The sequence below is a fragment of the Mixta mediterraneensis genome (genome assembly GCF_030283135.1).
GTDB classification, from domain to species: Bacteria; Pseudomonadota; Gammaproteobacteria; order Enterobacterales; family Enterobacteriaceae; genus Pantoea; species Pantoea mediterraneensis.
On sequence record NZ_JASUAZ010000002.1, the window covers coordinates 250452 to 274030 of the forward strand.

15 protein-coding genes and 2 pseudogenes are annotated in these 23579 nt (G+C 54.7%); 9 read left to right on the forward strand and 8 right to left on the reverse strand.

Annotation, left to right across the window (positions count from 1 at the left end; translation table 11 throughout):
* Positions 1-3: 3 nt before the first annotated feature.
* From QRY16_RS02935 to lplT, 5 genes and pseudogenes are all read left to right on the forward strand, one after another.
* Positions 4-3141 (forward strand): annotated as a pseudogene (locus tag QRY16_RS02935) (efflux RND transporter permease subunit).
* A pseudogene (locus tag QRY16_RS02940) lies at positions 3138-6214 on the forward strand (efflux RND transporter permease subunit). The pseudogenes QRY16_RS02935 and QRY16_RS02940 overlap by 4 nt, the downstream one beginning before the upstream one ends.
* Positions 6215-6217: 3 nt before the next feature.
* Positions 6218-7609, forward strand: a complete 1392-nt coding sequence (locus QRY16_RS02945) for an efflux transporter outer membrane subunit (protein WP_289775576.1) — start codon at positions 6218-6220, stop codon at positions 7607-7609.
* A gap of 63 nt (positions 7610-7672) precedes the next feature.
* The gene (aas, locus tag QRY16_RS02950) at positions 7673-9823 is read left to right on the forward strand and encodes a bifunctional acyl-ACP--phospholipid O-acyltransferase/long-chain-fatty-acid--ACP ligase (protein WP_289775577.1); all 2151 of its coding nucleotides are present in this window, start codon (positions 7673-7675) and stop codon (positions 9821-9823) included.
* Positions 9820-11016 carry a lysophospholipid transporter LplT gene (gene lplT / locus QRY16_RS02955; protein ID WP_289775578.1) on the forward strand — a complete coding sequence of 399 codons (1197 nt, stop codon included), beginning with the start codon at positions 9820-9822 and terminating at the stop codon, positions 11014-11016. The genes aas and lplT overlap by 4 nt, the downstream gene beginning before the upstream one ends.
* A 37-nt stretch (positions 11017-11053) precedes the next feature.
* Here the strand turns inward: lplT and ridA are convergent, their stop codons facing one another.
* From ridA to argF, 4 genes are all read right to left on the reverse strand, one after another.
* Positions 11054-11440, reverse strand: a complete 387-nt coding sequence (gene ridA / locus QRY16_RS02960; RefSeq protein WP_193405152.1) for a 2-iminobutanoate/2-iminopropanoate deaminase — start codon at positions 11438-11440, stop codon at positions 11054-11056.
* Positions 11441-11510: 70 nt separating this feature from the next.
* Positions 11511-11975 (reverse strand): aspartate carbamoyltransferase regulatory subunit, encoded by a 465-nt coding sequence (gene pyrI, locus QRY16_RS02965; RefSeq protein WP_289775579.1) that lies wholly within the window; start codon positions 11973-11975, stop codon positions 11511-11513.
* Positions 11976-11987: 12 nt separating this feature from the next.
* A complete protein-coding gene (gene pyrB / locus QRY16_RS02970) occupies positions 11988-12923 on the reverse strand; it encodes an aspartate carbamoyltransferase (RefSeq protein ID WP_289775580.1) in 936 nt (311 codons plus the stop codon).
* Between the two features lie 242 nt (positions 12924-13165).
* The gene (argF, locus tag QRY16_RS02975; RefSeq protein ID WP_289775581.1) at positions 13166-14173 is read right to left on the reverse strand and encodes an ornithine carbamoyltransferase; all 1008 of its coding nucleotides are present in this window, start codon (positions 14171-14173) and stop codon (positions 13166-13168) included.
* Positions 14174-14335: 162 nt separating this feature from the next.
* Between argF and rraB the strand changes: the two genes are divergently transcribed.
* On the forward strand, positions 14336-14755 hold the full coding sequence (rraB, locus tag QRY16_RS02980) for a ribonuclease E inhibitor RraB (RefSeq protein ID WP_289775582.1): 420 nt from the start codon (positions 14336-14338) through the stop codon (positions 14753-14755).
* Positions 14756-14809: 54 nt separating this feature from the next.
* On the forward strand, positions 14810-15571 hold the full coding sequence (miaE, locus tag QRY16_RS02985; RefSeq protein ID WP_193405147.1) for a tRNA isopentenyl-2-thiomethyl-A-37 hydroxylase MiaE: 762 nt from the start codon (positions 14810-14812) through the stop codon (positions 15569-15571).
* Between the two features lie 37 nt (positions 15572-15608).
* Here the strand turns inward: miaE and QRY16_RS02990 are convergent, their stop codons facing one another.
* The 4 genes from QRY16_RS02990 to pepA form a co-directional block, all read right to left on the reverse strand.
* Positions 15609-16118: a GNAT family N-acetyltransferase gene (locus tag QRY16_RS02990; protein WP_419776104.1), complete on the reverse strand. Its 510-nt coding sequence runs from the start codon at positions 16116-16118 to the stop codon at positions 15609-15611.
* 78 nt (positions 16119-16196) lie between these two features.
* A complete protein-coding gene (locus QRY16_RS02995; protein ID WP_289775583.1) occupies positions 16197-19052 on the reverse strand; it encodes a valine--tRNA ligase in 2856 nt (951 codons plus the stop codon).
* A 5-nt stretch (positions 19053-19057) separates the two neighbouring features.
* The gene (locus QRY16_RS03000) at positions 19058-19516 is read right to left on the reverse strand and encodes a DNA polymerase III subunit chi (protein ID WP_193405145.1); all 459 of its coding nucleotides are present in this window, start codon (positions 19514-19516) and stop codon (positions 19058-19060) included.
* 66 nt (positions 19517-19582) lie between these two features.
* Complete coding sequence (gene pepA, locus QRY16_RS03005; protein WP_289775584.1) at positions 19583-21094, reverse strand: leucyl aminopeptidase; 1512 nt, start codon at positions 21092-21094, stop codon at positions 19583-19585.
* Positions 21095-21362: 268 nt separating this feature from the next.
* On the opposite strand from pepA, the gene lptF reads away from it, so the two are divergent.
* Complete coding sequence (gene lptF, locus QRY16_RS03010) at positions 21363-22463, forward strand: LPS export ABC transporter permease LptF (RefSeq protein WP_289775585.1); 1101 nt, start codon at positions 21363-21365, stop codon at positions 22461-22463.
* Complete coding sequence (lptG, locus tag QRY16_RS03015; protein WP_289775586.1) at positions 22463-23539, forward strand: LPS export ABC transporter permease LptG; 1077 nt, start codon at positions 22463-22465, stop codon at positions 23537-23539. The genes lptF and lptG overlap by 1 nt, the downstream gene beginning before the upstream one ends.
* Positions 23540-23579: the final 40 nt, after the last annotated feature.

The following is a 23579-nucleotide window of genomic DNA, read 5'->3' on the forward strand; positions in this document are numbered from 1 at the left end:
TTGATGGTGGGCGTGCTGATCGCCGGGATATTTGCTTATAAATTTCTTTCCACCTCAGCGCTGCCGCAGGTGGACTATCCGACTATTCAGGTCACCACACTCTATCCTGGCGCCAGCCCGGATGTGATGGCGTCGTCGGTGACATCGCCGCTGGAACGTCAGCTCGGACAAATGGCGGGTCTGAGCCAGATGACATCCACCAGCTCCGGTGGATCGTCGATCATCACCCTGAAGTTCAGCCTGGATCTGTCACTGGATGTGGCAGAGCAGGAAGTGCAGGCGGCGATTAATGCTGCCAATAATCTGTTGCCGAATGATCTGCCCAATCCGCCGACCTACAAAAAGGTCAATCCGGCGGACAGCGCGGTGATCGCCTTAGCCGCCAGCTCAGACAACCTGCCGCTGACGCAGGTGCAGGATCTGGTGAATACCCGCGTAGCACTCAAGCTGGCGCAAATCTCTGGCGTCGGCATGGTGACGCTGGCGGGGGGCATCAACCCGCCATTCGCGTGCAGATGGACCCGAAAGCGCTGGCGGCGCACGGCCTGACGCTGGAAGACGTCAATCAGTAACAGCAACGTGAACGGTTCGAAAGGGGGCTTTGATGGTCAATATCATTCGGTCACGATTGATGCCAATGACCAGCTGCGTACCGCCGATGAATACGGCAATCTGATTCTTACCTGGCAAAACGGCGCGGCGTTGCGTCTGAAAGATATTGCACACATTGAGCAAGGCCCGGAAAACAGCTTTCAGTCGGCGTGGGCCAATAACAGTCCCGCGATTGTCATCAGCGTGCAGCGTCAACCGGGGGCTAACGTCATTCAGGTCGTCGATGGGATCAAGGCGCAGCTCCCCACGCTGCAAGCCGCTCTGCCGGATGGGGTGAAAATGACGATTTTGTCTGATCGCACGCAAACCATCCGCACCTCGATCAGCGACGTGCAGTTTGAGCTAATGCTTTCTATTGCGCTGGTGGTGATGGTGACGTTCCTGTTTCTGCGCAACGTGGCGGCGACGCTGATCCCAAGCGTCGCGGTGCCCTTGTCGCTGATTGGCACCTTTGGCGTGATGTATCTCGCCGATTTCAGCCTGAACAATCTGTCATTGATGGCGCTTACCATTGCCACCGGTTTTGTGATCGATGATGCGATTGTGGTGGTTGAGAACATTTCGCGGCGGCTGGAAGAGGGCGAGTCGCCGATGGAAGCCGCGCTAAAAGGTTCGCAGCAGATTGGCTTCACGATTATCTCGTTAACCTTTTCGCTGATTGCGGTACTGATCCCGCTGCTGTTTATGGGCGATGTCGTCGGACGTTTGTTCCGCGAATTTGCTATCACGCTGGCGGTATCGATTCTGGTATCGATGCTGGTGTCGTTGACGTTAACGCCGATGCTGTGTGCTTACCTGTTGCGCCATATTCCGCCGGAGAAGCAATCGCGCTTTTCACGCAAAGGCGGTGAGGTGTTTGACAAGCTGGTGCGTGGTTACGATCGCCTGCTGATAATAGTATTGAATCATCAAAAGCTCACGCTGCTGGTGGCGCTTGCCACCTTCGCGCTTACCGCGCTGCTGTATGTGATGGTGCCGAAAGGTTTCTTCCCAACCCAGGATACCGGCCTGATTCAGGGCGTGACCGTGGCCTCTCAGGATGTGTCATTTAACGAGATGGCGAAACGGCAGCAGGCGCTGGCAAAGGTGATTTTGCAGAGCCCGGCGGTGGAAAGTTTGTCCTCCACTATCGGGATTGATGGCAACAACACCAGCCTGAACAGCGGACGTATTCAGATCAACCTCAAGGCATTTGATGAGCGTGATGACAAAGCCGATGTTGTCATCAAACAGCTACAACAGGCCGCAGCGCAGGTAGCGGGCATTCAGCTTTTTCTGCAACCGGCGCAGGATCTAACCGTCAACGACCAGGTTACGCCAAGTCAGTATCAGTTCACACTGGACGATGCCGACAGCGAAAACCTGGTGCAATGGTCACCGAAACTGACGGCGGCCCTGCAACAGCGCCCCGAATTTAACGGTGTGGTCAGTAATTTGCAGGACCAGGGCCGCGTGGCTTATGTCGAACTGAACCGTGATAAAGCGGCGCGCTATGGTATCACCGCGTCGGACGTGGATACCGCGCTGTACAACGCCTTTGGTCAGCGTCTGGTTTCCACTATTTTTACGCAGTCGAATCAGTATCGCGTGGTGCTGGAAGTCGCACCGACGTATCAACAAGGCCCGGCGTCGTTTGATGACGTCTACCTGCAACCCTCCAGCAGCCAGGATGACGAAAGCGGTTCTTCCACGGACAGCACATCGTCGTCAGGCAGCACCAACGCAACCAGCAGCAGTGAGACTGCCAGTACCAGCGGCATGGTGAAACTTACGTCTATCGCCACTATTCATCAGCGTACCGGTTCGCTCATGCATATGCGTTTGAACCAGTTCCCGGCGGTGATGATTTCATTCAATCTGAACGCTGGCTATTCGCTGGAAGATGGCCAGAAAGCGATTGCTGAGGTGCGTGAGCAGCTGCAATTACCGTCGAGCATAACGTTGCGTTATCAGGGCGAAACTTCGGCATTCCAGAGCGCCACTGGCAACACGCTGTGGTTGATACTGGCGGCGCTGATCACCATGTACGTCGTGCTGGGTATTCTGTATGAAAGTTTTATTCATCCGGTAACGATTCTCTCCACGTTGCCGTCGGCGGCGGTCGGCGCGTTATTGACATTGATGCTGGCGGGCACTGAATTCAGTTTGATTGCGTTGATTGGTGTCATTCTGCTGATCGGCATCGTGAAGAAAAACGCCATTATGATGATCGACTTTGCGCTGGAAGCGGAGAATAAACAGCGCCTCAGCCCGCGTGATGCGATCCATCAGGCCTGTTTATTGCGCTTCCGTCCAATCCTGATGACCACGATGGCGGCCCTGCTTGGCGCGCTGCCGCTGATGCTGGCCTCCGGCTCAGGCGCGGAACTGCGTCAGCCGCTGGGCCTGGTGATTGTCGGCGGTTTGATTGTCAGCCAGATGCTGACGCTGTTCTCCACACCCGTGATTTATCTGTGGTTTGATGGTATCGCACAGCGCGGCAACGCATGGGTGAAACGTCGCCAGCAGCAGACGCGGGGCGGGCAATGAGTCTGACACGCTTGTTTATCTTTCGCCCGGTCGCCACTTTGCTGCTGACCATGGCGATCTTGCTGCTTGGCGCGCTGGGTTATCGCTTATTGCCGGTTGCGCCGCTGCCGCAGGTGGATTTTCCCACCATCATGGTCAGCGCCAGCCTGGCCGGGGCCAGCCCAGAAACCATGGCGGCCACGGTGGCGACGCCGCTGGAGCGATCGCTGGGTCAGATCGCGGGCGTTACCGAAATGACATCAAGCAGCTCGCAAGGTTCCAGCAACATTATTTTGCAGTTTGAACTCAGTCGCGACATTAATGGCGCGGCGCGTGACGTGCAGGCGGCGATTAACGCCTCCCGCAGCCTGCTGCCGAGCGCGATGGAGTCATTGCCCACTTATCGCAAAGCTAATCCGTCCGATGCGCCAATAGTGATGCTGGCGCTAACGTCGGCAACCCGCACGCCGGGTGAGCTCTATGATCTGGCCGAAAGTAAAATCGAGCAGGCGATGGGGCAGGTGAAAGGCGTGGGCGAAGTATCGCTTATGGGCAGCGCCTTACCGGCGGTGCGCATTGATCTGCAACCGCTGAAGCTGACGCAATACGGTATCTCGCTCGACACGGTACGCAGCGCGGTCGCTAACAGCACCACTAATCTGCCGAAAGGCATGTTGCAGGGCAGCAGCCAGTCGTGGGTGGTGGACAGCAACGGGCAGCTGGATAAAGCCAAAAGCTATCGCGATCTGATTGTGAGTTATAAAGACGGTAAAGCGGTGCGGCTGCATGATGTCGCCACGGTTTACGACTCGGTAGAAGATCAGTATCAGGCCGGGTTCCTCAACGCGTCGCCATCGGTAATGGTGAGCATCAAGCGCCAGGCGGGAGCCAACATGCTGGTTACCATCGACGCGGTTAAAGCGCAGTTGCCGGAGCTGGAAAAAGAGTTGCCAGCTGACACGCAGCTGAAAGTAGTGGTGGACCGCTCGCCAGGGGTGCGTGCCTCGCTGTATGACACCGAAGAAACCTTGCTGGTAGCGGTATTGCTGGTCATTGCCGTGGTGTTTGTCTTTCTGCGCAATCTGCAGGCGGTTATTATTCCAGCGCTGGCGTTGCCGGTTTCGCTGATTGGCACCTGTGCGGTGATGTATCTGCTCGGCTATAGCCTCGATAATCTGTCGTTGATGGCGCTGATTATCGCCACCGGCTTTGTGGTTGATGACGCGATTGTGGTGCTGGAAAACATTACGCGCCATATCGAAGCCGGGCTGAGTCCGCTGCGGGCTTCCCTGCGTGGCGCGCAGGAGGTGAGTTTCACCGTGCTGTCGATGACTATGTCGTTGATTGCGGTGTTCATTCCGATTTTGCTGATGGGCAGTATCGTGGGACGTCTGTTCCGCGAATTTGCCGTAACGCTCACCGTGTCACTGCTGATCTCGATGTTTGTCTCATTAAGCCTGACGCCGATGCTCTGTTCGCGTTTGCTCAAGCCAAAACCTCAAGTCAGCAAGCGCCCACATCCTATGTATCAGGCGATTGAGAATCAACTCAATCGCCTGCTGGCGGCCTATTCGCGTGGCCTGAGCTGGGTAATGTGCCACCAGAAACTCACCATGTTCAGCCTGGTGCTGACCGTACTGCTCAATCTGTTTCTCTATTCGGTAGTGCAGAAAGGCTTCTTCCCTAACCAGAATACCGGTCTGCTGATGGGAGCATTGCGTGCCGATCAGAATATCTCCTTCCAGGCAATGAAGCCGAAAATGTTGATGTTCACCAAAATAATTCAGTCCGATCCGGCGGTAGAAAGTGTGATGTCGTCAATGGGCAGCGGTATGTTTGGTTCACGCAACAGCGCCAACTTCTTTGTGCGTCTGAAGGATTTTGATCAGCGCAATGCCACTGCCACTGAAGTCGCCAATCGTCTGAGCATGAAAACCAGCCATATTGCGGGTGCCCAGATGTTTCTGATGGCGGCGCAGGATCTGCACATTGGCGGACGCAGCGCCAACGCGACTTACCAGTACAGCTTGCAGGCCGACGATCTCGATCTGTTGCGCGAATGGACGCCGAAAGTGCAGGCGGCGCTGGCAGCGATACCGCAGCTCAACAGCGTAGATTCCGATTCGCAAACCGGCGGGCAGGAAGTGGTCATCAATATCGACCGCGATCGCGCTACCCGGCTTGGTGTTGATGTGCAAATGCTCGACACCATGCTGAATAACGCTTTTAGCCAGCGACAAATTGCCACGCTATATCACACCCTGAATCAGTATCACGTCGTGATGTCGCTACAGAGCAGCTATACCCGCGATCCAAATATTCTTAAGCAGTTATATGTGATTAACGACGATGGCGATCGCATTCCGGTTTCCGCCTTTGCCCGTTTTGTGGGTGGCAACGCGCCGCTGTCGGTGGCGCATCAGGGCCAGTCGGCGACCAGTACCGTAGCGTTTAACCTTAACGATGGCGTGTCGCTGGAACAGGCGCAGGTGCTGATCAAACAGGCAATGGCCAAACTGGGTTTGCCGGGACGGCAGCGGCATTTGCACAGCTAACCGCGACCATGCCGTGGCTGATTATCGCGGCGCTGGCGGCGGTGTATATCGTGCTCGGCGTGCTGTACGAAAGCTACATCCATCCGCTGACCATTCTGTCGACCCTACCGTCGGCGGGCGTGGGGGCATTGTTACTGTTATTGCTTACCGGTACGCAGCTCACGGTGATCGCGCTGATCGGCATCATCTTACTGATCGGTATCGTGAAGAAGAATGCGATCATGATGATCGACTTTGCTATCGATGCCGAGCGTCGATTAGGCATGACGCCCCAGCAGGCCATCACTCAAGCCTGCCTGATGCGCTTCCGTCCGATCATGATGACCATGCTGGCGGCCTTTTTTGGCGCCCTACCGCTGGCGCTCGGCAGCGGCGGTGATGCCGATCTGCGTAGCCCGCTCGGCATAGCTATCGCCGGTGGTCTGGCGCTTAGCCAACTGCTGACGCTGTTTACCACGCCGGTTATTTATCTCTGGCTCGATCGTCTGAGCCGCGCTTGTAAACGTTCGTGGCGCCGCTTGCGCCATGTGGAAACCTAATCCATGAAAATTACGCCTGTTATGCTGGCGCTGCTGCTGTGCGGCTGTACCGTTGGCCCGGATTATCAACGCCCTGCTATGCCCGTGCCGAAACATTATAAAGAGGCGAAAGGCTGGCAGCCGGCAACGCCGCAGGATGACCAGCACAAAGGTGAATGGTGGTCGGTCTATCACGACGCCACGCTGAGCAGCCTGCTGAGTCAGGTGAGCATTAACAATCAGAACGTCGCTAACTACGCAGCGCAATATCGCCAGGCACAGGCGCTGGTATCGCAGTCACGCGCCGAACTGTTTCCTTCGGTGGGGTATGACAGTAGCGTCACCCGCAGCGGCAGCCACGCCACCACAACCAACCAGCGCACCACCTCAACCAGTCACCAGGCTGAGCTAAGCGCCAGCTGGGAACTGGATTTGTGGGGCAAACTGCGGCGCACGCTGGAAGAGAATAGAGCCAGTGCTCAGGCAAGCGCGGCCGAACTGGCAAATATTACCCTGAGCGCGCAGTCAGAACTGGCGCAGGACTACTTTCAGCTACGCATCATGGACCAGAAAATTGCGCTGTATCAACAGAGCATTGATGCCTATCAGCGCTATCTGGTAGTCATTGAAAACAAATATCAGGCGGGCAGTGAATCACGCGCCACCTTAGCGCAGGCGCAGATGCAGCTGGAAAGCGCCCGCGCCTCGGCGCAGGATTATCAATGGCAGCGTGCGCAGGTGGAGCATGCCATTGCGCTGCTGGTTGGCAAAGCGCCTGCCGACTTCAACTTGCCGGTGGCGAAGCTGGACGCGACATTGCCGGATGTGCCTTCAGCCTTGCCAACACAGCTTTTACAGCGCCGTCCTGATATTGCTTACGCTGAGCGTAACGTCGCGGCGGCGAACGCAGCGGTTGGCGTGGCGATTGCCGGTTATTTTCCTGATCTGACGCTGAGCGCCAGCGGCGGTGTGAGCTCGTCCACGCTGCATAATCTGTTCTCGCTGCCCAATCGCGTCTGGTCGCTGGGACCGGAACTCAGCGGCACGCTGCTGGACTTTGGCGCGACTGCTTCACAGGTTGAGCAGGCGCGTGCGTCATATGACGCCAGCGTGGCCAGCTATCGTCAAACGGTGCTGGAAGCGTTGCAGGAAGTAGAGGATGAGCTGGTGGAACTGAATATGTTACAGGGCGAAATTGCCTCGCAGCAGCGCGCCACCGCCGCCGCGCAGGAATCGGCGCGCGTAACGCGTAATCAGTATGAAGCAGGCATGATCGACTACCTCGACGTGGCAACCACCGAAAACAGCAGCCTGAGCGAGCAGCAAAGCCTGCTGTCGCTGCAAAGCACCCAATGGGTCAGCAGCGTGGCGCTGATTGCGGCGCTGGGCGGTGGCTGGCAGGCAGCCAATAAATAGTTGTCGAACCGTGTCAGATCCTGCATCGTGAAGGCCTGTTTTTAACGATGCTATGGAGCGGGCATGTTATTTAAATTTTTCCGTCTGATTTTCCGTCTTTTATGGCGCGTCGAGCTGCGTGGTGCTACCGCCGAACTGTATAAAGAGAAGGTGTTGATCGCGCCTAATCACGTGTCGTTTCTTGACGGTATGCTGCTGGCGTTGTTTCTGCCAGTAAAGCCGGTGTTCGCAGTCTATTCGACGATCAGCGAAAAGTGGTTCATGCGCGTGCTCAGGCCGTTTATCGACTATGTGCCGCTGGATCCAGCCAGGCCGATGTCGATCAAGCATTTGGTTCAGATGATCAACAGCGGTCGTCCGGTGGTGATCTTCCCGGAAGGCCGCATTACCGTCACCGGATCGCTGATGAAGATCTACAGCGGTGCCGGATTTGTGGCGGCGAAGTCAGGGGCGAATGTTGTACCGATGCGCATTGAAGGCGCGGAATTTACACTGTTTGGTCGGCTGGCGGGGGTGTTCAAACGCCGCTTATTTCCGCGTATCACGCTAAGCATCTTACCCGCAACGCGCATTCCAATGCCCGATGCGAAACGGGCGCGCGAACGTCGTCTTTTAGCCGGTGAGCATCTGCATCATGTGATGATGGAAGCGCGCATGGCGGTGCGTTCGCGTGAAACACTGTTTGAAGCCTTTCTTAATGCGCGTACCCGCTACGGCGCCTTCAAACGCTGCATGGAAGATATTAATTTCTCACCAGACAGCTACACCGGTTTGCTGAAAAAATCACTCGGGGTGGGGCGCATTCTTGAACGTTACAGCCAGCCCAAAGAGTATGTCGGCCTGCTGCTGCCCAATGCCACCGTGACGGCGGTGGCGATTCTGGGCGCGTCAATGCGGGGTCGTATTCCTGCCATGCTTAACTACACCGCAGGCGTTAATGGTATGCGTGCCGCGCTTACTGCTTCGCAGGTAAAAACCGTCTTTACCTCACGCCAGTTTCTCGACAAAGGGGGCCTGTGGCATCTGCCACAAGGACTGAACGAGGTGCAATGGATCTATCTGGAGGATCTGAAGGATACGGTAACCTTAAAAGACAAGCTGTGGATCCTGGGGCACCTGCTTATGCCGCGCCGTGCACAGGTCAGGCAGCAGCCAGAAGATGCCGCGATGGTGCTGTTTACTTCCGGCTCGGAAGGCAACCCGAAAGGGGTGGTGCATTCGCATAAAAGTCTGCTGGCGAACGTTGAGCAAATTCGTACCGTTGCTGATTTTACCCCACGCGACCGTTTTATGGCGGCACTGCCGCTGTTCCACGCTTTCGGCTTAACCGTTGGCCTGTTTACGCCGCTGATGACTGGCGCACAGGTATTCCTCTATCCCAGCCCACTGCATTATCGCATCGTGCCGGAGCTGGTTTATGATCGCAACTGCACGGTACTGTTTGGCACCTCGACCTTTCTGGGCAACTATGCGCGTTTTGCGGCACCTTACGACTTCGCTCGTCTGCGCTACGTCGTCGCTGGCGCAGAAAAATTGCAGGAAAATACGCGCCAGCTTTACCTGGATAAATACGGCATCCGCATTCTTGAAGGCTACGGCGTGACCGAATGTGCGCCTGTGGTCGCGATTAACGTGCCGATGGCGGCGAAAACGCACACTGTGGGCCGCATTCTGCCGGGCATGGATTCACGTTTGATGTCGGTGCCGGGCATTGAGAAGGGCGGACGCCTGCAATTGCGTGGGCCAAACGTCATGAAAGGCTATTTACGGGTTGAGAACCCCGGCATGCTGGAAGCGCCTATGGCGGATAACGGCGAAGGGCAGATGGAAGCCGGATGGTACGATACCGGCGATATTGTCAGCTTTGACGACGGCGGTTTTTGCCAGATTCAGGGACGAGCCAAACGCTTCGCTAAAATCGCGGGCGAAATGGTATCGCTGGAGACTGTTGAACAGATTGCGCTAAAAGCCTCGCCTGATAAGCAGCATGCGGCCTCGTTGCGCCCGGATGGTAATCGTGGCGAAGCGCTGGTGCTGTTTACTACCGATAACGCGCTGACGCGCGATCAACTGCAAAAAGCCGCCCGCGAAACGGGCGCGCCGGAGCTGGCGTTACCACGCGATATTCGCGCAGTGAAGCAGCTGCCACTGCTGGGTAGCGGCAAGCCAGATTACGTTACGCTGAAGAAAATGGCGGAAGAGGCACAGGCATGATCGCTGGGGCAGAACGTGATGCACCGCTCATGTCGCGTAGCATGCTGGCCGTCATTATTGCGCAGTTTTTCTCGGCATTTGGCGATAACGCGCTGCTGTTTGTCACGCTGGCGGTGTTAAAAAATCAGTTCTATCCCGACTGGAGCCAGCCGGTGCTACAGATGTTATTTGTCGCCACCTATATTCTGCTCGCGCCGTTTGTCGGCCAGATAGCAGACAGCGTCGCTAAAGGCCGGGCGATGATGTTTGCCAACAGTCTGAAACTGCTGGGTGCGCTGGTGATCTGCTTCGGCTTCAATCCCTTTGCTGGCTACACGCTGGTGGGCATTGGCGCGGCGGCATATTCCCCCGCGAAGTATGGCATCCTGGGGGAGATCACCCAGGGCGAGAAGCTGGTAAAAGCAAACGGCTTGATGGAAGGTTCAACCATCGCCGCAATCCTGTTTGGTTCGGTAGCAGGCGGCATCCTGGCTGACTGGAATCTGCTGGCGGCACTGGGGGGATGTGCGCTGACCTACGGCATTGCGGTGCTGGCAAATGTATTTATTCCCCGATTGCCGGTGGCTCGTCCGGGCCAAAGCTGGCACTTCACGGCGATGCTGCACAGCTTTATTATCGCCTGTCGCGTGTTATGGAATAACGCTGAAACGCGTTTTTCACTGCTGGGCACCAGTTTGTTTTGGGGCGCAGGTGTGACGCTGCGTTTTCTGCTGGTGCTGTGGGTGCCGGTAGCGCTCGGTATCAGCGATAACAAAACGCCGACCACGCTGAACGCGATGGTGGCGATTGGCATCGTACTGGGTGCAGCGGCGGCGGCCAGGCTGGTGACGCTGGAAAAGGTGCGTCGTTGTATGCCCGCGGGTGTGCTGATCGGCGTGATGGTGGTAATCTTCTCAATGCAGCATTCGCTGATGAATGCCTATTTGTTACTGACAGTCATTGGCGCCCTGGGCGGCTTTTTTGTGGTGCCGCTGAATGCCTTGTTGCAGGAACGTGGCAAGCATAGCGTGGGATCAGGCAGTGCGATTGCGGTACAAAATCTTGGCGAGAACACAGCAATGCTGCTGATGCTGGGGCTGTATACGCTGGCGATTAAAGCGGGTGTGCCGGCAGTGGCAACCGGGATTGGTTTCGGCACGCTATTCGCTCTGGCTATTGCCGTGCTGTGGATCTGGCGTCCGGCTCAACGCTAATGCTTTGCCCTCACCGATAACAGGAGGGCAAGTCTCATCAGCGACGTACTGCAATCGCCTCGATTTCAATCTTCACATCTTTTGGCAGGCGCGCCACTTCAACGCAGGAACGGGCCGGGAAACTGGCGTTATGCTCGGTGAAAAACGCTTCATAGGTGGCGTTCACGGTTGCAAAGTCATTCAGATCTTTTACAAATACCGTGGTTTTCACAATGTCGCCAACGTTTAAGCCTGCCGCTTCTACAATCGCTTTTACGTTTTCCAGCGACTGACGCGCCTGTGCTGACACGTCGTCTGCGACGGCACCGGTCGCCGGATCGACGGGAATCTGACCCGAGGTGATGATCATGCTGCCAAGATCAACGCCCTGAACATAAGGACCGATTGCGGCGGGGGCTTTTTCCGTACTGATTTCGCGAGACATCATTGCTCCTGGTTTTTGTGCAAAGCGGCTTAGCGCCGCGACGGTTTCATTATAGAGACGAGGAAACTGATTACCAGTGACCCAGCACCACATGGCGAGCGAACTCTTTCTCGCAGTATTTACACTTCAGATAGACATCATTAGCGCGATTTTTTACGGCGAAACTGGAGAGCACCGGCTCGCTGCGGCTGATGCAGTTGCTGTTGGGGCAGGTCAGCACGCGTTCGATACGATCTGGTAAGGCTGGCGCAATTTTTGCCACCACTTCATATTCATCAATGCGGTTAACCGTGGCATGCGGCGCGTAAACCGCCAGCTGATTGATCTGATCATCAGTAAGAAAGGTGTTCTCGATTTTGATCAGATCCTTGCGCCCCATTTCACCCGAAGGCAGATTCAGGCCGATAGTAATGCGCTGATCGGTTTCGGTCAGGCGGAACAGCGACAGCAGCTTAAAGCCGACCTGAGCCGGAATATGGTCGATTACCGTGCCGCGTTTAATCGCTTCGACCTGCAATTTATTGTCGTGAGTCATGCGGTTTTCTCCTTACAGGGCGAGTTCGCTGTTGAGTACCAATGCCAGCAGGGCCTGACGTGCGTAAATGCCGTTGCCGGCCTGTTGGAAATACCAGGCATAGGGCGTTTTGTCTACATCGGTGGTAATTTCATCGATGCGCGGCAGCGGATGCAGCACTTTCATGTTGTCGCGCGCACCGGCTAAATCAGCCGCGCGCAGGATAAATTGCGCTTTGACGTTGGCGTACTCAGAGGGATCGAGACGCTCTTTCTGCACGCGCGTCATGTAAAGAATATCCAGCTCTGGCATCACCTCTTCAAAACTGTCGTGACGCGACCAGGCAATATTTTGCTCATCCAGCATGTCGGTGATGTAACCCGGCATTGCCAGCGCATCGGGGGCGATAAAGAAGAAACGGTTGCCATCAAACTTAGCCAGCGCTTGCGTCAGCGAATGCACGGTGCGGCCATATTTCAGGTCGCCGACCATCGCTATATTGAGATTGTCGAGGCGGCTTTGGGTTTCGCGGATAGTGAACAGATCGAGCAGGGTTTGTGTCGGATGCTGATTCGCGCCATCGCCCGCATTCAGAATCGGGATACCACCGGCGAATTCCGTTGCCAGACGCGCCGCGCCCTCCTGCGGATGACGCATCACAATTGCATCAACATAAGTGCTTACGACGGAAATGGTATCTGCCAGCGTTTCGCCTTTTTTGCCCAGCGAGGTATTACTGCCGTCAGCAAAACCGACGACTGAGGCGCCAAGACGATGGATAGCGGTTTCAAATGACAGGCGAGTACGTGTTGAGGCTTCAAAGAAGCAGCTGGCGATGACGTTGTGCTTCAACAGTTCCGGCTGCGGATGAGCTTTGAGCTGTGCAGCGGTATGCAGCACCCGTTCCAGCTCGTCGCGACTGAGATCGTTGATTGAAATAATGTGTTTGCGATATAGCGGGTTAGCCATAACTCTCTCCTCGGTGCTGCCGGATTACGGACAAAAAAAAGCCCCTGCTGAAGGGGCTTTTTTAAGATCGGGTCGATGACGGAAAGAAACAGATGCGCCGCCTGCTGTCAGGCGAAATGGCGCGTTAAATTGTCCGCTGCACTGTTGCATGTTTCCTCCGGCAAATTGTGGCGCATTATACGCCATCAGTGATTTGCTTCAAGGGTAAATCACACCCACCGAAAACGTTTGCTTGCCGCTAATCAGCGCTGACCGAGTGTCGCCACCATTACCGCTTTAATGGTATGCATACGGTTTTCCGCCTGATCAAAAACGAGGCTGTGCGCTGATTCAAACACCTCATTGCTGACTTCCATACCGTTATGCAAACCGTATTGCTCCGCCATCTGGCGGCCCAGCGTGGTTTGATCATCATGAAAAGCGGGCAGGCAATGCAGGAATTTAACCTGTGGATTGCCGGTCAGCGCCAGCATCTCGCTGTTGACCTGGTAACCGCGCAGCAGGGCGATACGCTCTTCCCACACCGCTTTGGCTTCCCCCATCGATACCCACACATCGGTATAGATAAAGTCCGCGCCCTGCACGCCTTCGGCAATATTTTCGGTTAGTGTGATTTTGCCACCGGTTTGCTGGGCTAGCTGACGGCAGTGCACCACCAGCTCGTCTTGCGGCCAGCAGCCTTTCGGCGCCACTAAACGCAGATCTAACCCCGTCAGCGCTGCCGCTTCCAGCATCGTATTGCCCATGTTATTGCGTGCATCGCCAACATACACCAGCGTCATCTCACTGCGCTTTTTCCCGGGCAGATGTTCCTGCATCGTCAGTAAATCAGCAAGTAATTGCGTGGGGTGAAACTCGGTGGTTAAGCCGTTCCACACCGGCACGCCGGCGTATTCTGCCAGTGTCTCAACCAGTTGCTGGCCGTATCCACGATACTGAATGCCGTCATACATCCGGCCCAGCACGCGCGCGGTGTCTTTCATCGACTCTTTATGCCCAATCTGGCTGCCGCTTGGGCCGAGATAGGTCACGTTAGCACCCTGATCGTAAGCGGCAACTTCGAAAGAGCATCGGGTACGGGTTGAGTCTTTTTCGAAGATGAGCGCAATGTTTTTGCCTTTCAGATACTGCGTTTCGCACGCACTTTTTTTAGCGCTTTTTAATTCAGCGGAAAGGGTAAGCAAATAATCAATTTCGGCGGGGGAAAAATCCAACAGCCTGAGGAAATGGCGTTGATAAAGCTGACTCATACAGCGCTCCATGTAACCAGTCTAAATGAATTAAAATTCAATCTAACCGTATGAATATGCATTTTCAACCCCGGCGTGAATAAACTTTTCGTTTTGTGTAGTGGCGCGCCGGGCAGTGTGGGAAAATAATTGTTTATTGCCGAACTCAGAGAGGACATCGCCATGGCATATGAAGCATTGTTGGAAGAGCAGCGTGAAGAGACGCGCCTGATCATTGAAGAGCTGCTGGAGGATGGCAGCGATCCCGACGCGCTCTATACCATTGAGCACCATCTCTCGTGCAACAACTTTGACTCGCTGGAGAAAGCGGCCGTTGACGCTTTCAAGCTGGGCTACGAAGTGACCGAGCCGGAAGAATTAGAACTGGAGGATGGCACCACGGTGATGTGCGTGGATATTCTCAGCGAAGCCGCGTTGAACCCAGAGTTGATCGACGCGCAGGTTGAGCAACTGGTCAATCTGGTGGGTAAATACAACGTTGATTATGACGGTTGGGGCACGTATTTCGAAGATCCCGATGCTGAAGATGAGGACGATGACGAAGCTATCGACGACGATGAAGATACCGGTATTCGCCATTAATTTCTAAAGGGCGGAGCTGCTCCGCCTTCCTCTTTGCTACCACGTTTTGATTCGATGAACTACGCACTTTTACTTGAACCTGTTTACCAGTTTCTCCACTGCCGCACGCCACAAGCCTGGATTGACGAAGCGCGCAAGCCGGAGAACCTGACGCTGTTACTGACCGACCATCTGGTATGCGAACTTAAAGCGGCGCAGACTGCGGTTTGGCTAATTCGTAAATATGTGGCTGACCAGCCGAGTGGTGAAGCTATTCGCGCCTGGCTGAAGCCTTATGAGGATTTTATCTTCCGGGAGGAGGACGACAGCGACTTTATCAATGCCCACAAAAATCTGTCGAAAAGCATTATTGTTCGCAATGCATTGCCATGGACGGACGAACTGGTTGAAAAAATGGTGCTGCTGATCAAAGAAGAGCTGCATCACTTTTATCAGGTTTGGGAAATTATGCAGACGCGCGGGCTGGTTTATCAGAAAATAACGTCAAGCCGCTATGCCAGATCATTGCTGCGTGAAGTGACCACACACGAGCCGGATACGCTGGTGGATAAGTTGATCTGTGGCGCGTATATCGAAGCGCGATCCTGCGAACGTTTCGCTAGCTTAGCGCCTTATCTGGATAGTGAGCTGGAGAAGTTCTATATCTCACTACTGCGCTCGGAAGCGCGTCATTATCAGGATTACCTGACGCTGGCAGCGCAAATTTCACCGACAGACATTGCGCCAAGAGTACAGGCGATTGGCGCAACGGAAGGGCGGTTAATCAGCGAGCCAGACAGCGAGCTGCGTTTTCATAGCGGCGTACCCGCATTCTGAGTCCTTTTCCTCACCTGAAAACCGGTGAGGAAAAACATCACAGCACTTTTAACATCCGGACTTCGCAATCGACATGACCGGTGCAGCCCATAGCCGTATCAATCAGCTCAAAGCCCAGTGATTCATATAATTTAATCGCCCGTGTCAGGCTGGCGGTGGTTTCGAGATAGCAGCGACGAAAGCCGCGCTGACGCGCATGTTCCATGGCGCAGACCGCCAGTTTACGCGCTAAACCCAAACCGCGCACTTCCGGCAGGAAATACATCTTCTGCAGTTCACAAATATCTGGCGCGCTACAGGACAGAGCCGCCACGCCGCCACCGCCCATCACTTTACCCTGATGTTCGACGATCCAGTAGGCGCTGTCTTTGGCGCTGTAAACTTCAAATAACCGATCAAGATCGGGATCGGAAACGGTATACCCTTTGTCGGCAGTCAGGCCGAACTCAGCAGATACATCACGGATCACCTGAGCGATATGCGGATTATCGACGGCCATAATTGGACGTACCTGAAGATCAAGTCGCGTTGCGTTGGAGGTCATCATCTCTTCTGAATCCAGTGCGAAATACATAAAAAAGCCGGGCTAGCCCGGCTTGTTAATTAAGCTGTCAGACTAAGACTGTTACAATGCCGCGATCACGGCCTGTTGTTCAATCAGTTTTGCTTTTGATTGTTCCAGCTCGGCCATACGCTCGCGTTCTTTCACTACCACTGCTTGCGGGGCGCGAGAAACAAAGCTCTCGTTAGCCAGCTTGACCTGAATCTTATCAATTTCCACCTCAAGCTTAACCAGCTCTTTCGCCAGACGTTCCAGCTCCGCGGTTTTATCAACCAGGTCAGCCATAGGGATCAGCAGCTCAGCGCCTTCAATGATTTTGGTCACGGACACGGGGCCTTTCTCGCCAGCCGGTAGCACCGTTAAACTTGCCAGACGCGCCAGGCGCGACAGGAAGTTGCGGTTAACTTCAACCCGACGCAGCGCCGCTGCCGAGCAATCACGCAGCAGCACATCCAGCAGCTTGCTCGGCGCAATGTTCATCTCGGCCCGGATATTACGCACCGCGATAATCGCCTGCTTCATCCATTCAATGTCCGCTTTGGCTTCAGCATCTTCTTTCGCCGCGTCAAACTGCGGGAAAGGTTGCAGCATGATGGTGTCATCACTGATGTTTTTTAGCACTTTCACCCGCTGCCAGATGGTTTCGGTGATGAAAGGGATAATGGGGTGCGCCAGGCGCAGCAGTGCTTCCAGTACATGCACCAGCGTATGTCGGGTACCACGCAGCTCAGCTTCGTTACCGTTGCTCATTACCGGCTTGGTCAACTCCAGATACCAGTCACAGAACTGGTTCCAGGTGAAGTCATACAGCAGGTTCGCGGCAATATCAAAACGGTAGCTGTCCAGCGCATCACGATAAGCTTTGATCGTGCTATTGAACTCGGTGAGGATCCAGCGATCGGCCAGCGATAACGTCATTTCGCCGCCATTCTGACCACAATCCTGATCTTCAGTGTTCATCAGCACAAAGCGGCTGGCGTTCCACAGCTTGTTACAGAAGTTGCGATAGCCTTCAAGGCGCTTCATGTCCCAGCTGATGTCACGACCAGTAGAAGCCAGCGCAGCCAGCGTGAAGCGCAACGCATCGGTGCCAGAAGGCTCGATGCCGTTCGGAAATTGTTTCTCGGTGCGCTTGCGAATTTTTTCAGCCAGCTGCGGCTGCATCATGTTGCCGGTACGTTTTTCCAGCAGCGACTCCAGCGAAATGCCGTCAACCATATCCAGCGGGTCAATCACGTTGCCCTTGGATTTTGACATTTTCTGGCCTTCTTCATCGCGGATCAAACCGGTCATATAAACCGTTTTAAATGGCACCTGCGGCTTGCCGTTTTCATCTTTGATGAAATGCATGGTCAGCATGATCATGCGGGCAATCCAGAAGAAGATGATGTCGAAGCCGCTGACCAGCACGCTGGTTGGATGGAAGGTGCGTAGCGCTTCGGTGTTTTCTGGCCAGCCCAGCGTAGAGAAAGTCCACAAACCAGACGAGAACCAGGTATCCAGCACGTCATCATCCTGGCGTAGCGCCACATCGGCGGCCAGGTTGTTTTCGCTGCGCACTTCAGCTTCGGTGCGGCCAACGTAGACATTACCGTCGTTGTCATACCATGCCGGAATGCGATGTCCCCACCAGAGCTGACGTGAAATACACCAGTCCTGAATGTCACGCATCCAGGAGAAATACATGTTTTCATACTGCTTCGGCACAAACTGAATGTCGCCGTTTTCAACCGCTTCTACAGCAACTTTAGCCAGCGGGGCAGTGCGCACGTACCACTGATCGGTCAGCATGGGTTCGATCACTACGCCGCCACGATCGCCATAAGGCACGGTCAGATCGTGTGGTTTGATCTCTTCCAATAAGCCAAGTTCGTCAACAGCCGCCACGATCGCTTTACGTGCAGCGAAACGCTCCATTTTCTGGAACTGTGCCGGGATCTCGTCGGAACAGGCATCGCTGTCTTCACCATTGGTGTTATAAACTTGGGCGCGTTCGCGAATATCACCATCGAAAGTCAGGATATTAACCATCGGCAACTGATGACGACGACCGACTTCGTAGTCGTTGAAATCATGCGCAGGGGTGATCTTCACACAACCGGTGCCTTTTTCCATATCGGCGTGTTCATCGCCAACGATTGGGATCAGACGATTGACCAGCGGTAGCATGACATAGTGGCCGATCAGATCTTTATAACGCGGATCTTCCGGGTTAACCGCAACGCCGGTATCACCCAGCAGCGTTTCTGGACGGGTAGTGGCCACCACCAGATAATCTTTGCCATCGGCGGTTTTGGCACCCTTCGCCAGCGGATAGCGGATATGCCACATGGAGCCTTTGCTCTCGCGGTTTTCCACTTCGAGGTCAGAAATCGCGGTGCGCAGTTTTGGATCCCAGTTTACCAGGCGTTTGCCACGGTAAATCAGGTTTTCCTTATACAGGCGAACAAAAACTTCTTTCACCGCATTAGACAGACCGTCGTCCATCGTAAAACGCTCGCGTTCCCAGTCAACAGAATTGCCAAGGCGGCGCATTTGACGGGTGATAGTGCCGCCTGATTCGGCTTTCCACTGCCAGATTTTGTCGATGAAGGCTTCACGACCATAATCCTGACGGGATTTGCCTTCTTCAGCCGCAATCTTGCGTTCAACCACCATTTGCGTGGCGATGCCCGCGTGGTCAGTACCGGCCTGCCACAGGGTATTTTTACCCTGCATGCGCTGGTAGCGAATCATGGTATCCATGATGGTTTGCTGGAAAGCGTGACCCATATGCAAGCTACCGGTGACGTTCGGCGGCGGGATCATAATGCAAAAGCTTTCCTGGCTGGTGTCGCCATTTGGTTTGAAGTAGCCCTGCTTTTCCCAATGCTCGTAAAGCGGCTGCTCAATATCTTGCGGGTTATATGTCTTTTCCATTTCTGCTATGTCGTTTGCGGCTGAGGCGGCGTTGCCGTATTCAATTGGAACCCAACGCTGCGATACGCTTTGTAGCGGTCGCGCGCCAGCTGTTTGAGAGATTCTTCGTAAGGAACGAAGTCTACCACTTCATGGAAAGCAGTAGCAAAATCTGCGAACTGTGGCAGCAGGCTAATTAACAGATCGCGAGGCGAATTGCCGCGACGCTGTGGCCAGGCCAGTTCAACCGGTGCGCCGTAGCGTGGGCCTTCACCGGCAAGATTATGCGGTACGAAGGCGTTTGCCGGTCGTTGCCACAACGCTTCGTCGAGACGAATGGCTTGCTGCTCATCTTCACAGGCAATAAGTACCCGTTTACCCGCCCGCCAGCGCGTTTCCGCCAGATCGCACGCCAGCGCTTCGATGGCGCTCAGGCCGTCGCTTGATGCATCGGTTTCCATCACGTAGAAGGTTGCGTTTTTCATCGGAATGCCTGTCAGAAGATAAAGAGCGGATGGTGTCCGCCCTTGCTTTCAGAATTGATTTGGCGATCAGTCGTCGCCATTAAACCCAGCGCGATTCAGCAGGAACTGAGACAGCATCGGGACTGGGCGGCCGGTTGCGCCTTTGGCTTTACCGGAACGCCACGCGGTGCCGGCGATGTCGAGATGCGCCCAGTTATATTTGTGCGCAAAGCGCGCCAGGAAGCAAGCCGCCGTAATTGCGCCGCCGGGACGTCCACCAATGTTTGCCACATCGGCGAAGTTAGACTCCAGTTGCTCCTGATACTCATCGGCCATCGGCAGACGCCATGCGCGGTCCCCGGATTGCTCAGATGCACTAATCAGCTCGTGTGCCAGCGGATTGTGATTCGACAGCAAACCGCTAACGTGGTGGCCCAGCGCAATCACGCAGGCGCCGGTCAGCGTCGCGACGTCAATAACCACTTCCGGTTCGAAACGTTCAACGTAGGTCAGCGTATCGCACAGCACCAAACGGCCTTCCGCATCGGTATTTAATACTTCAACGGTTTGACCAGACATGGCGGTGAGCACATCACCCGGACGCATAGCGCGGCCATCTGGCATGTTTTCACAGCCAGCCAGCACGCCAACCACGTTCAGGGGCAGGTTAAGTTCCGCCACCATACGCATCACGCCATAGACCGATGCCGCGCCGCACATGTCGTACTTCATTTCGTCCATGCTGTCGGCGGGTTTGATGGAGATACCGCCGGAGTCAAACGTCAGCCCTTTGCCGACCAGCACAATTGGGCGCGCTTCTGGATCGGGGTTGCCTTTGTATTCCATTACCGACATCAGCGATTCGTTTTGCGAACCGGCACCGACTGCCAGATAGGCATGCATGCTAAGCTCTTTCATCTGCTGTTCGCCAATGACGCGCGTAGTAACATTTTTGCTGAACGCATCGGCTAACTGACGAGCCTGCGACGCCAGATACGCAGCGTTACAAATATTTGGCGGCATATTACTGAGATCTTTTGCGGCTTTAACACCTGCAGAAACCGCTAAGCCATGCTGGATGGCACGTTCGCCGCTGGTCAGTTCACGGCGCGTTGGCACGTTAAATACCAGTTTGCGCAGCGGGCGACGTGGTTCGGCTTTATTACTTTTCAGCTGATCGAAGTTGTAAAGGGTCTCTTTGGAGGTCTCCACCGCCTGACGCACTTTCCAGTACGTATTGCGCCCTTTCACGTGCAGCTCCGTCAGGAAACATACCGCTTCCATCGAGCCGGTATCATTCAGCGTGTTGATGGTTTTTTGGATAATCTGCTTGTACTGGCGCTCGTCCAGTTCACGCTCTTTACCGCAGCCAATCAGCAAGATACGTTCAGACAGGATATTAGGTACATGATGCAGCAGCAGGGTCTGGCCCACTTTTCCTTCCAGCTCGCCGCGACGCAACAGGGCGCTGATATAGCCATCGCTGATTTTATCCAGCTGTTCGGCAATTGGTGACAGACGGCGCGGTTCGAAAACGCCAACGACAATGCAAGCACTGCGTTGTTTTTCCGGGCTTCCGCTTTTTACACTGAACTCCATGCACTCTCCTGAATCTTAAAGACAACGGCCGCCGCTATCGCTAGAATGTAGCCCGTTCCTGACCTGTTTATTAATCGTGGCAACATGACATTTAGCCACTGGAGGTCATAATGAATCAGGGTGACAAGATGTTGTTTTTTCACCACCCAAACGCAATTGTCATACAATTTTAGCTGCGGTAACGGCCATTGATGAAGAAAAATGGCTGATAAGCGTTGAAATTAGCGATTTTCCTGCAAAAAGACAAGTTTTCACAGGCGTATTAAGCGTGATCATTATTAGATATTTGGTTCGGGAAACGCTCAAAAGCCAGCTGGCTATCCTCTTCATCCTGTTATTAATCTTCTTTTGCCAGAAGTTAGTCAGGATACTGGGAGCCGCGGTGGATGGCGACATTCCGACAAGCCTCGTTCTGACCCTGTTAGGACTTGGTGTGCCTGAAATGGCGCAACTTATTCTGCCCTTGAGTCTGTTTCTGGCGATCTTAATGACGCTGGGGCGGCTCTACACGGAAAGTGAAATTACCGTCATGCACGCCTGCGGCCTGAGTAAAGCTGTTTTGGTCAAGGCGGCGATGGTGCTGATGTTGCTGACGTCCATTGTGGCGGCGATTAACGTTGTCTGGCTGGGGCCATGGTCATCGCGTTATCAGGATGAAGTGACGCAAAACGCCAAAGCGAACCCCGGTGCCGCTGCACTGGCTGCGGGGCAATTCCAGACCTCCAGCGATGGTAATGCGGTGCTGTTTATTGAAGACGTGAAAGGCAACCAGTTTGGCAATGTGTTCCTGGCGCAGCTACGTCCAAAGGGCAATGCACGGCCATCGGTAGTGCTGGCCGACAGCGGCCATATGGAGCAGCGTAAAGACGGCTCGCAGGTGGTTACGCTGGATAAAGGCACCCGCTTTGAAGGCACGGCGCTGCTGCGTGATTTCCGCATCACCGACTTTAATAATTATCAGGCGATTGTCGGCTATAAAGAAGCGACGCTCGATCCGAACGATGCTGAGCAGTCTGATTTTATCGGCCTGTTCCATAATGACACGCCCGCCTTCCGCGCCGAGCTGCACTGGCGCATCACGCTGGTGATGTCGGTATTGATCATGGCGCTGATGGTGGTGCCGCTCAGCGTGGTTAATCCACGCCAGGGCCGCGTTTTGTCGATGCTGCCTGCGATGCTGCTTTACCTGATTTTTTTCCTGCTGCAGAGTTCGCTGAAATCGAGTGGCACCAAAGGCCGTCTCGATCCCGCTATCTGGATGTGGATCGTCAATATCAGTTACCTGCTGTTGGCGGTGCTGCTTAACCTGTGGGACACGATACCGATGCGTCGAATACGCGCCCGCTTTACTCGCGGAGGGTCGGTCTGATGTTTCGCGTTCTTGACCGTTATATCGGTAAAGCTATCTTCAACACCATCATGTTGACGTTGTTCATGCTGGTGTCGCTCTCTGGCATCATCAAGTTTGTCGATCAGCTGCGCAAAACCGGGCAGGGCGCATACAGCGCAATGGATGCCGGTTACTACACCTTGCTCAGTGTGCCAAAAGATATTGAGATCTTTTTTCCGATGGCGGCCTTACTGGGGGCGCTGCTTGGCCTTGACGCGCTGGCTCAGCGCAGCGAGCTGGTGGTCATGCAGGCGGCGGGTTTTACCCGCACGCAGGTAGCGCTGTCGGTGATGAAAACGGCAATTCCGCTGGTGCTGCTGACAATGGCGATTGGTGAGTTTGTTGCGCCGCAGGGCGAGCAAATGGCGCGTAATTACCGGGCACAGCAGCTTTATGGCGGCGCGCTGGTCTCCACGCAAAACGGCTTATGGGCGAAAGACGGTAATAGCTTCATCTATATCGAACGTATCAAAGGCGACAACATCATTGATGGTGTAAGCATCTACAGCTTTAACGATCAACGCCGTTTGCTGAGTGTACGTTACGCGGCTACGGCGGTCTGGAACAAAGATAAAAAGGACTGGATGCTGTCGCAGGTGGATGAGTCGGACCTGAAAGATCCGAAACAAATCACCGGCTCGCAAAGCCTTAGTGGTGAATGGAAAACCAATCTGACGCCGGACAAGCTGGGCGTGGTGGCGCTGGACCCTGATGCTCTGTCGATTCGTGGCCTTTACAATTACAGTAAGTATTTAAAGCAGAGCGGCCAGGAGTCTGGGCGGTATCGGCTCAATATGTGGGGAAAAATCTTCCAGCCGATTTCAGTCGCGGTAATGATGCTGATGGCGCTGTCTTTTATCTTTGGTCCATTACGTAGCGTTTCGATGGGCATACGCGTTGTCACCGGCATCAGCTTCGGCTTTCTGTTCTATGTGCTGGATCAGATATTTGGGCCGCTCAGCCTGGTGTATGGCTTGCCGCCAGTGCTGGGCGCGATACTGCCAAGCTTCGCTTTCTTTGCGATTAGTATGTTTATGTTAATTAAGCGGCGCTAACGAAGTCGCAAATAACGATAAAAAGCCGCAGCGGTGAAGT

What these genes read in the sequence shown, in the direction of transcription:
- lptG (WP_289775586.1), top strand. Translation starts at nt 22,463, where the DNA reads ATGTTTCGCGTTCTTGACCGTTATATCGGTAAAGCTATCTTCAACACC.
- ridA (WP_193405152.1), bottom strand. Translation starts at nt 11,440, where the DNA reads ATGTCTCGCGAAATCAGTACGGAAAAAGCCCCCGCCGCAATCGGTCCT.
- lplT (WP_289775578.1), top strand. Translation starts at nt 9,820, where the DNA reads ATGATCGCTGGGGCAGAACGTGATGCACCGCTCATGTCGCGTAGCATG.
- QRY16_RS02990 (WP_419776104.1), bottom strand. Translation starts at nt 16,118, where the DNA reads ATGATGACCTCCAACGCAACGCGACTTGATCTTCAGGTACGTCCAATT.
- pyrB (WP_289775580.1), bottom strand. Translation starts at nt 12,923, where the DNA reads ATGGCTAACCCGCTATATCGCAAACACATTATTTCAATCAACGATCTC.
- pepA (WP_289775584.1), bottom strand. Translation starts at nt 21,094, where the DNA reads ATGGAGTTCAGTGTAAAAAGCGGAAGCCCGGAAAAACAACGCAGTGCT.
- miaE (WP_193405147.1), top strand. Translation starts at nt 14,810, where the DNA reads ATGAACTACGCACTTTTACTTGAACCTGTTTACCAGTTTCTCCACTGC.
- QRY16_RS02945 (WP_289775576.1), top strand. Translation starts at nt 6,218, where the DNA reads ATGAAAATTACGCCTGTTATGCTGGCGCTGCTGCTGTGCGGCTGTACC.
- QRY16_RS03000 (WP_193405145.1), bottom strand. Translation starts at nt 19,516, where the DNA reads ATGAAAAACGCAACCTTCTACGTGATGGAAACCGATGCATCAAGCGAC.
- pyrI (WP_289775579.1), bottom strand. Translation starts at nt 11,975, where the DNA reads ATGACTCACGACAATAAATTGCAGGTCGAAGCGATTAAACGCGGCACG.
- rraB (WP_289775582.1), top strand. Translation starts at nt 14,336, where the DNA reads ATGGCATATGAAGCATTGTTGGAAGAGCAGCGTGAAGAGACGCGCCTG.
- aas (WP_289775577.1), top strand. Translation starts at nt 7,673, where the DNA reads ATGTTATTTAAATTTTTCCGTCTGATTTTCCGTCTTTTATGGCGCGTC.
- argF (WP_289775581.1), bottom strand. Translation starts at nt 14,173, where the DNA reads ATGAGTCAGCTTTATCAACGCCATTTCCTCAGGCTGTTGGATTTTTCC.
- QRY16_RS02995 (WP_289775583.1), bottom strand. Translation starts at nt 19,052, where the DNA reads ATGGAAAAGACATATAACCCGCAAGATATTGAGCAGCCGCTTTACGAG.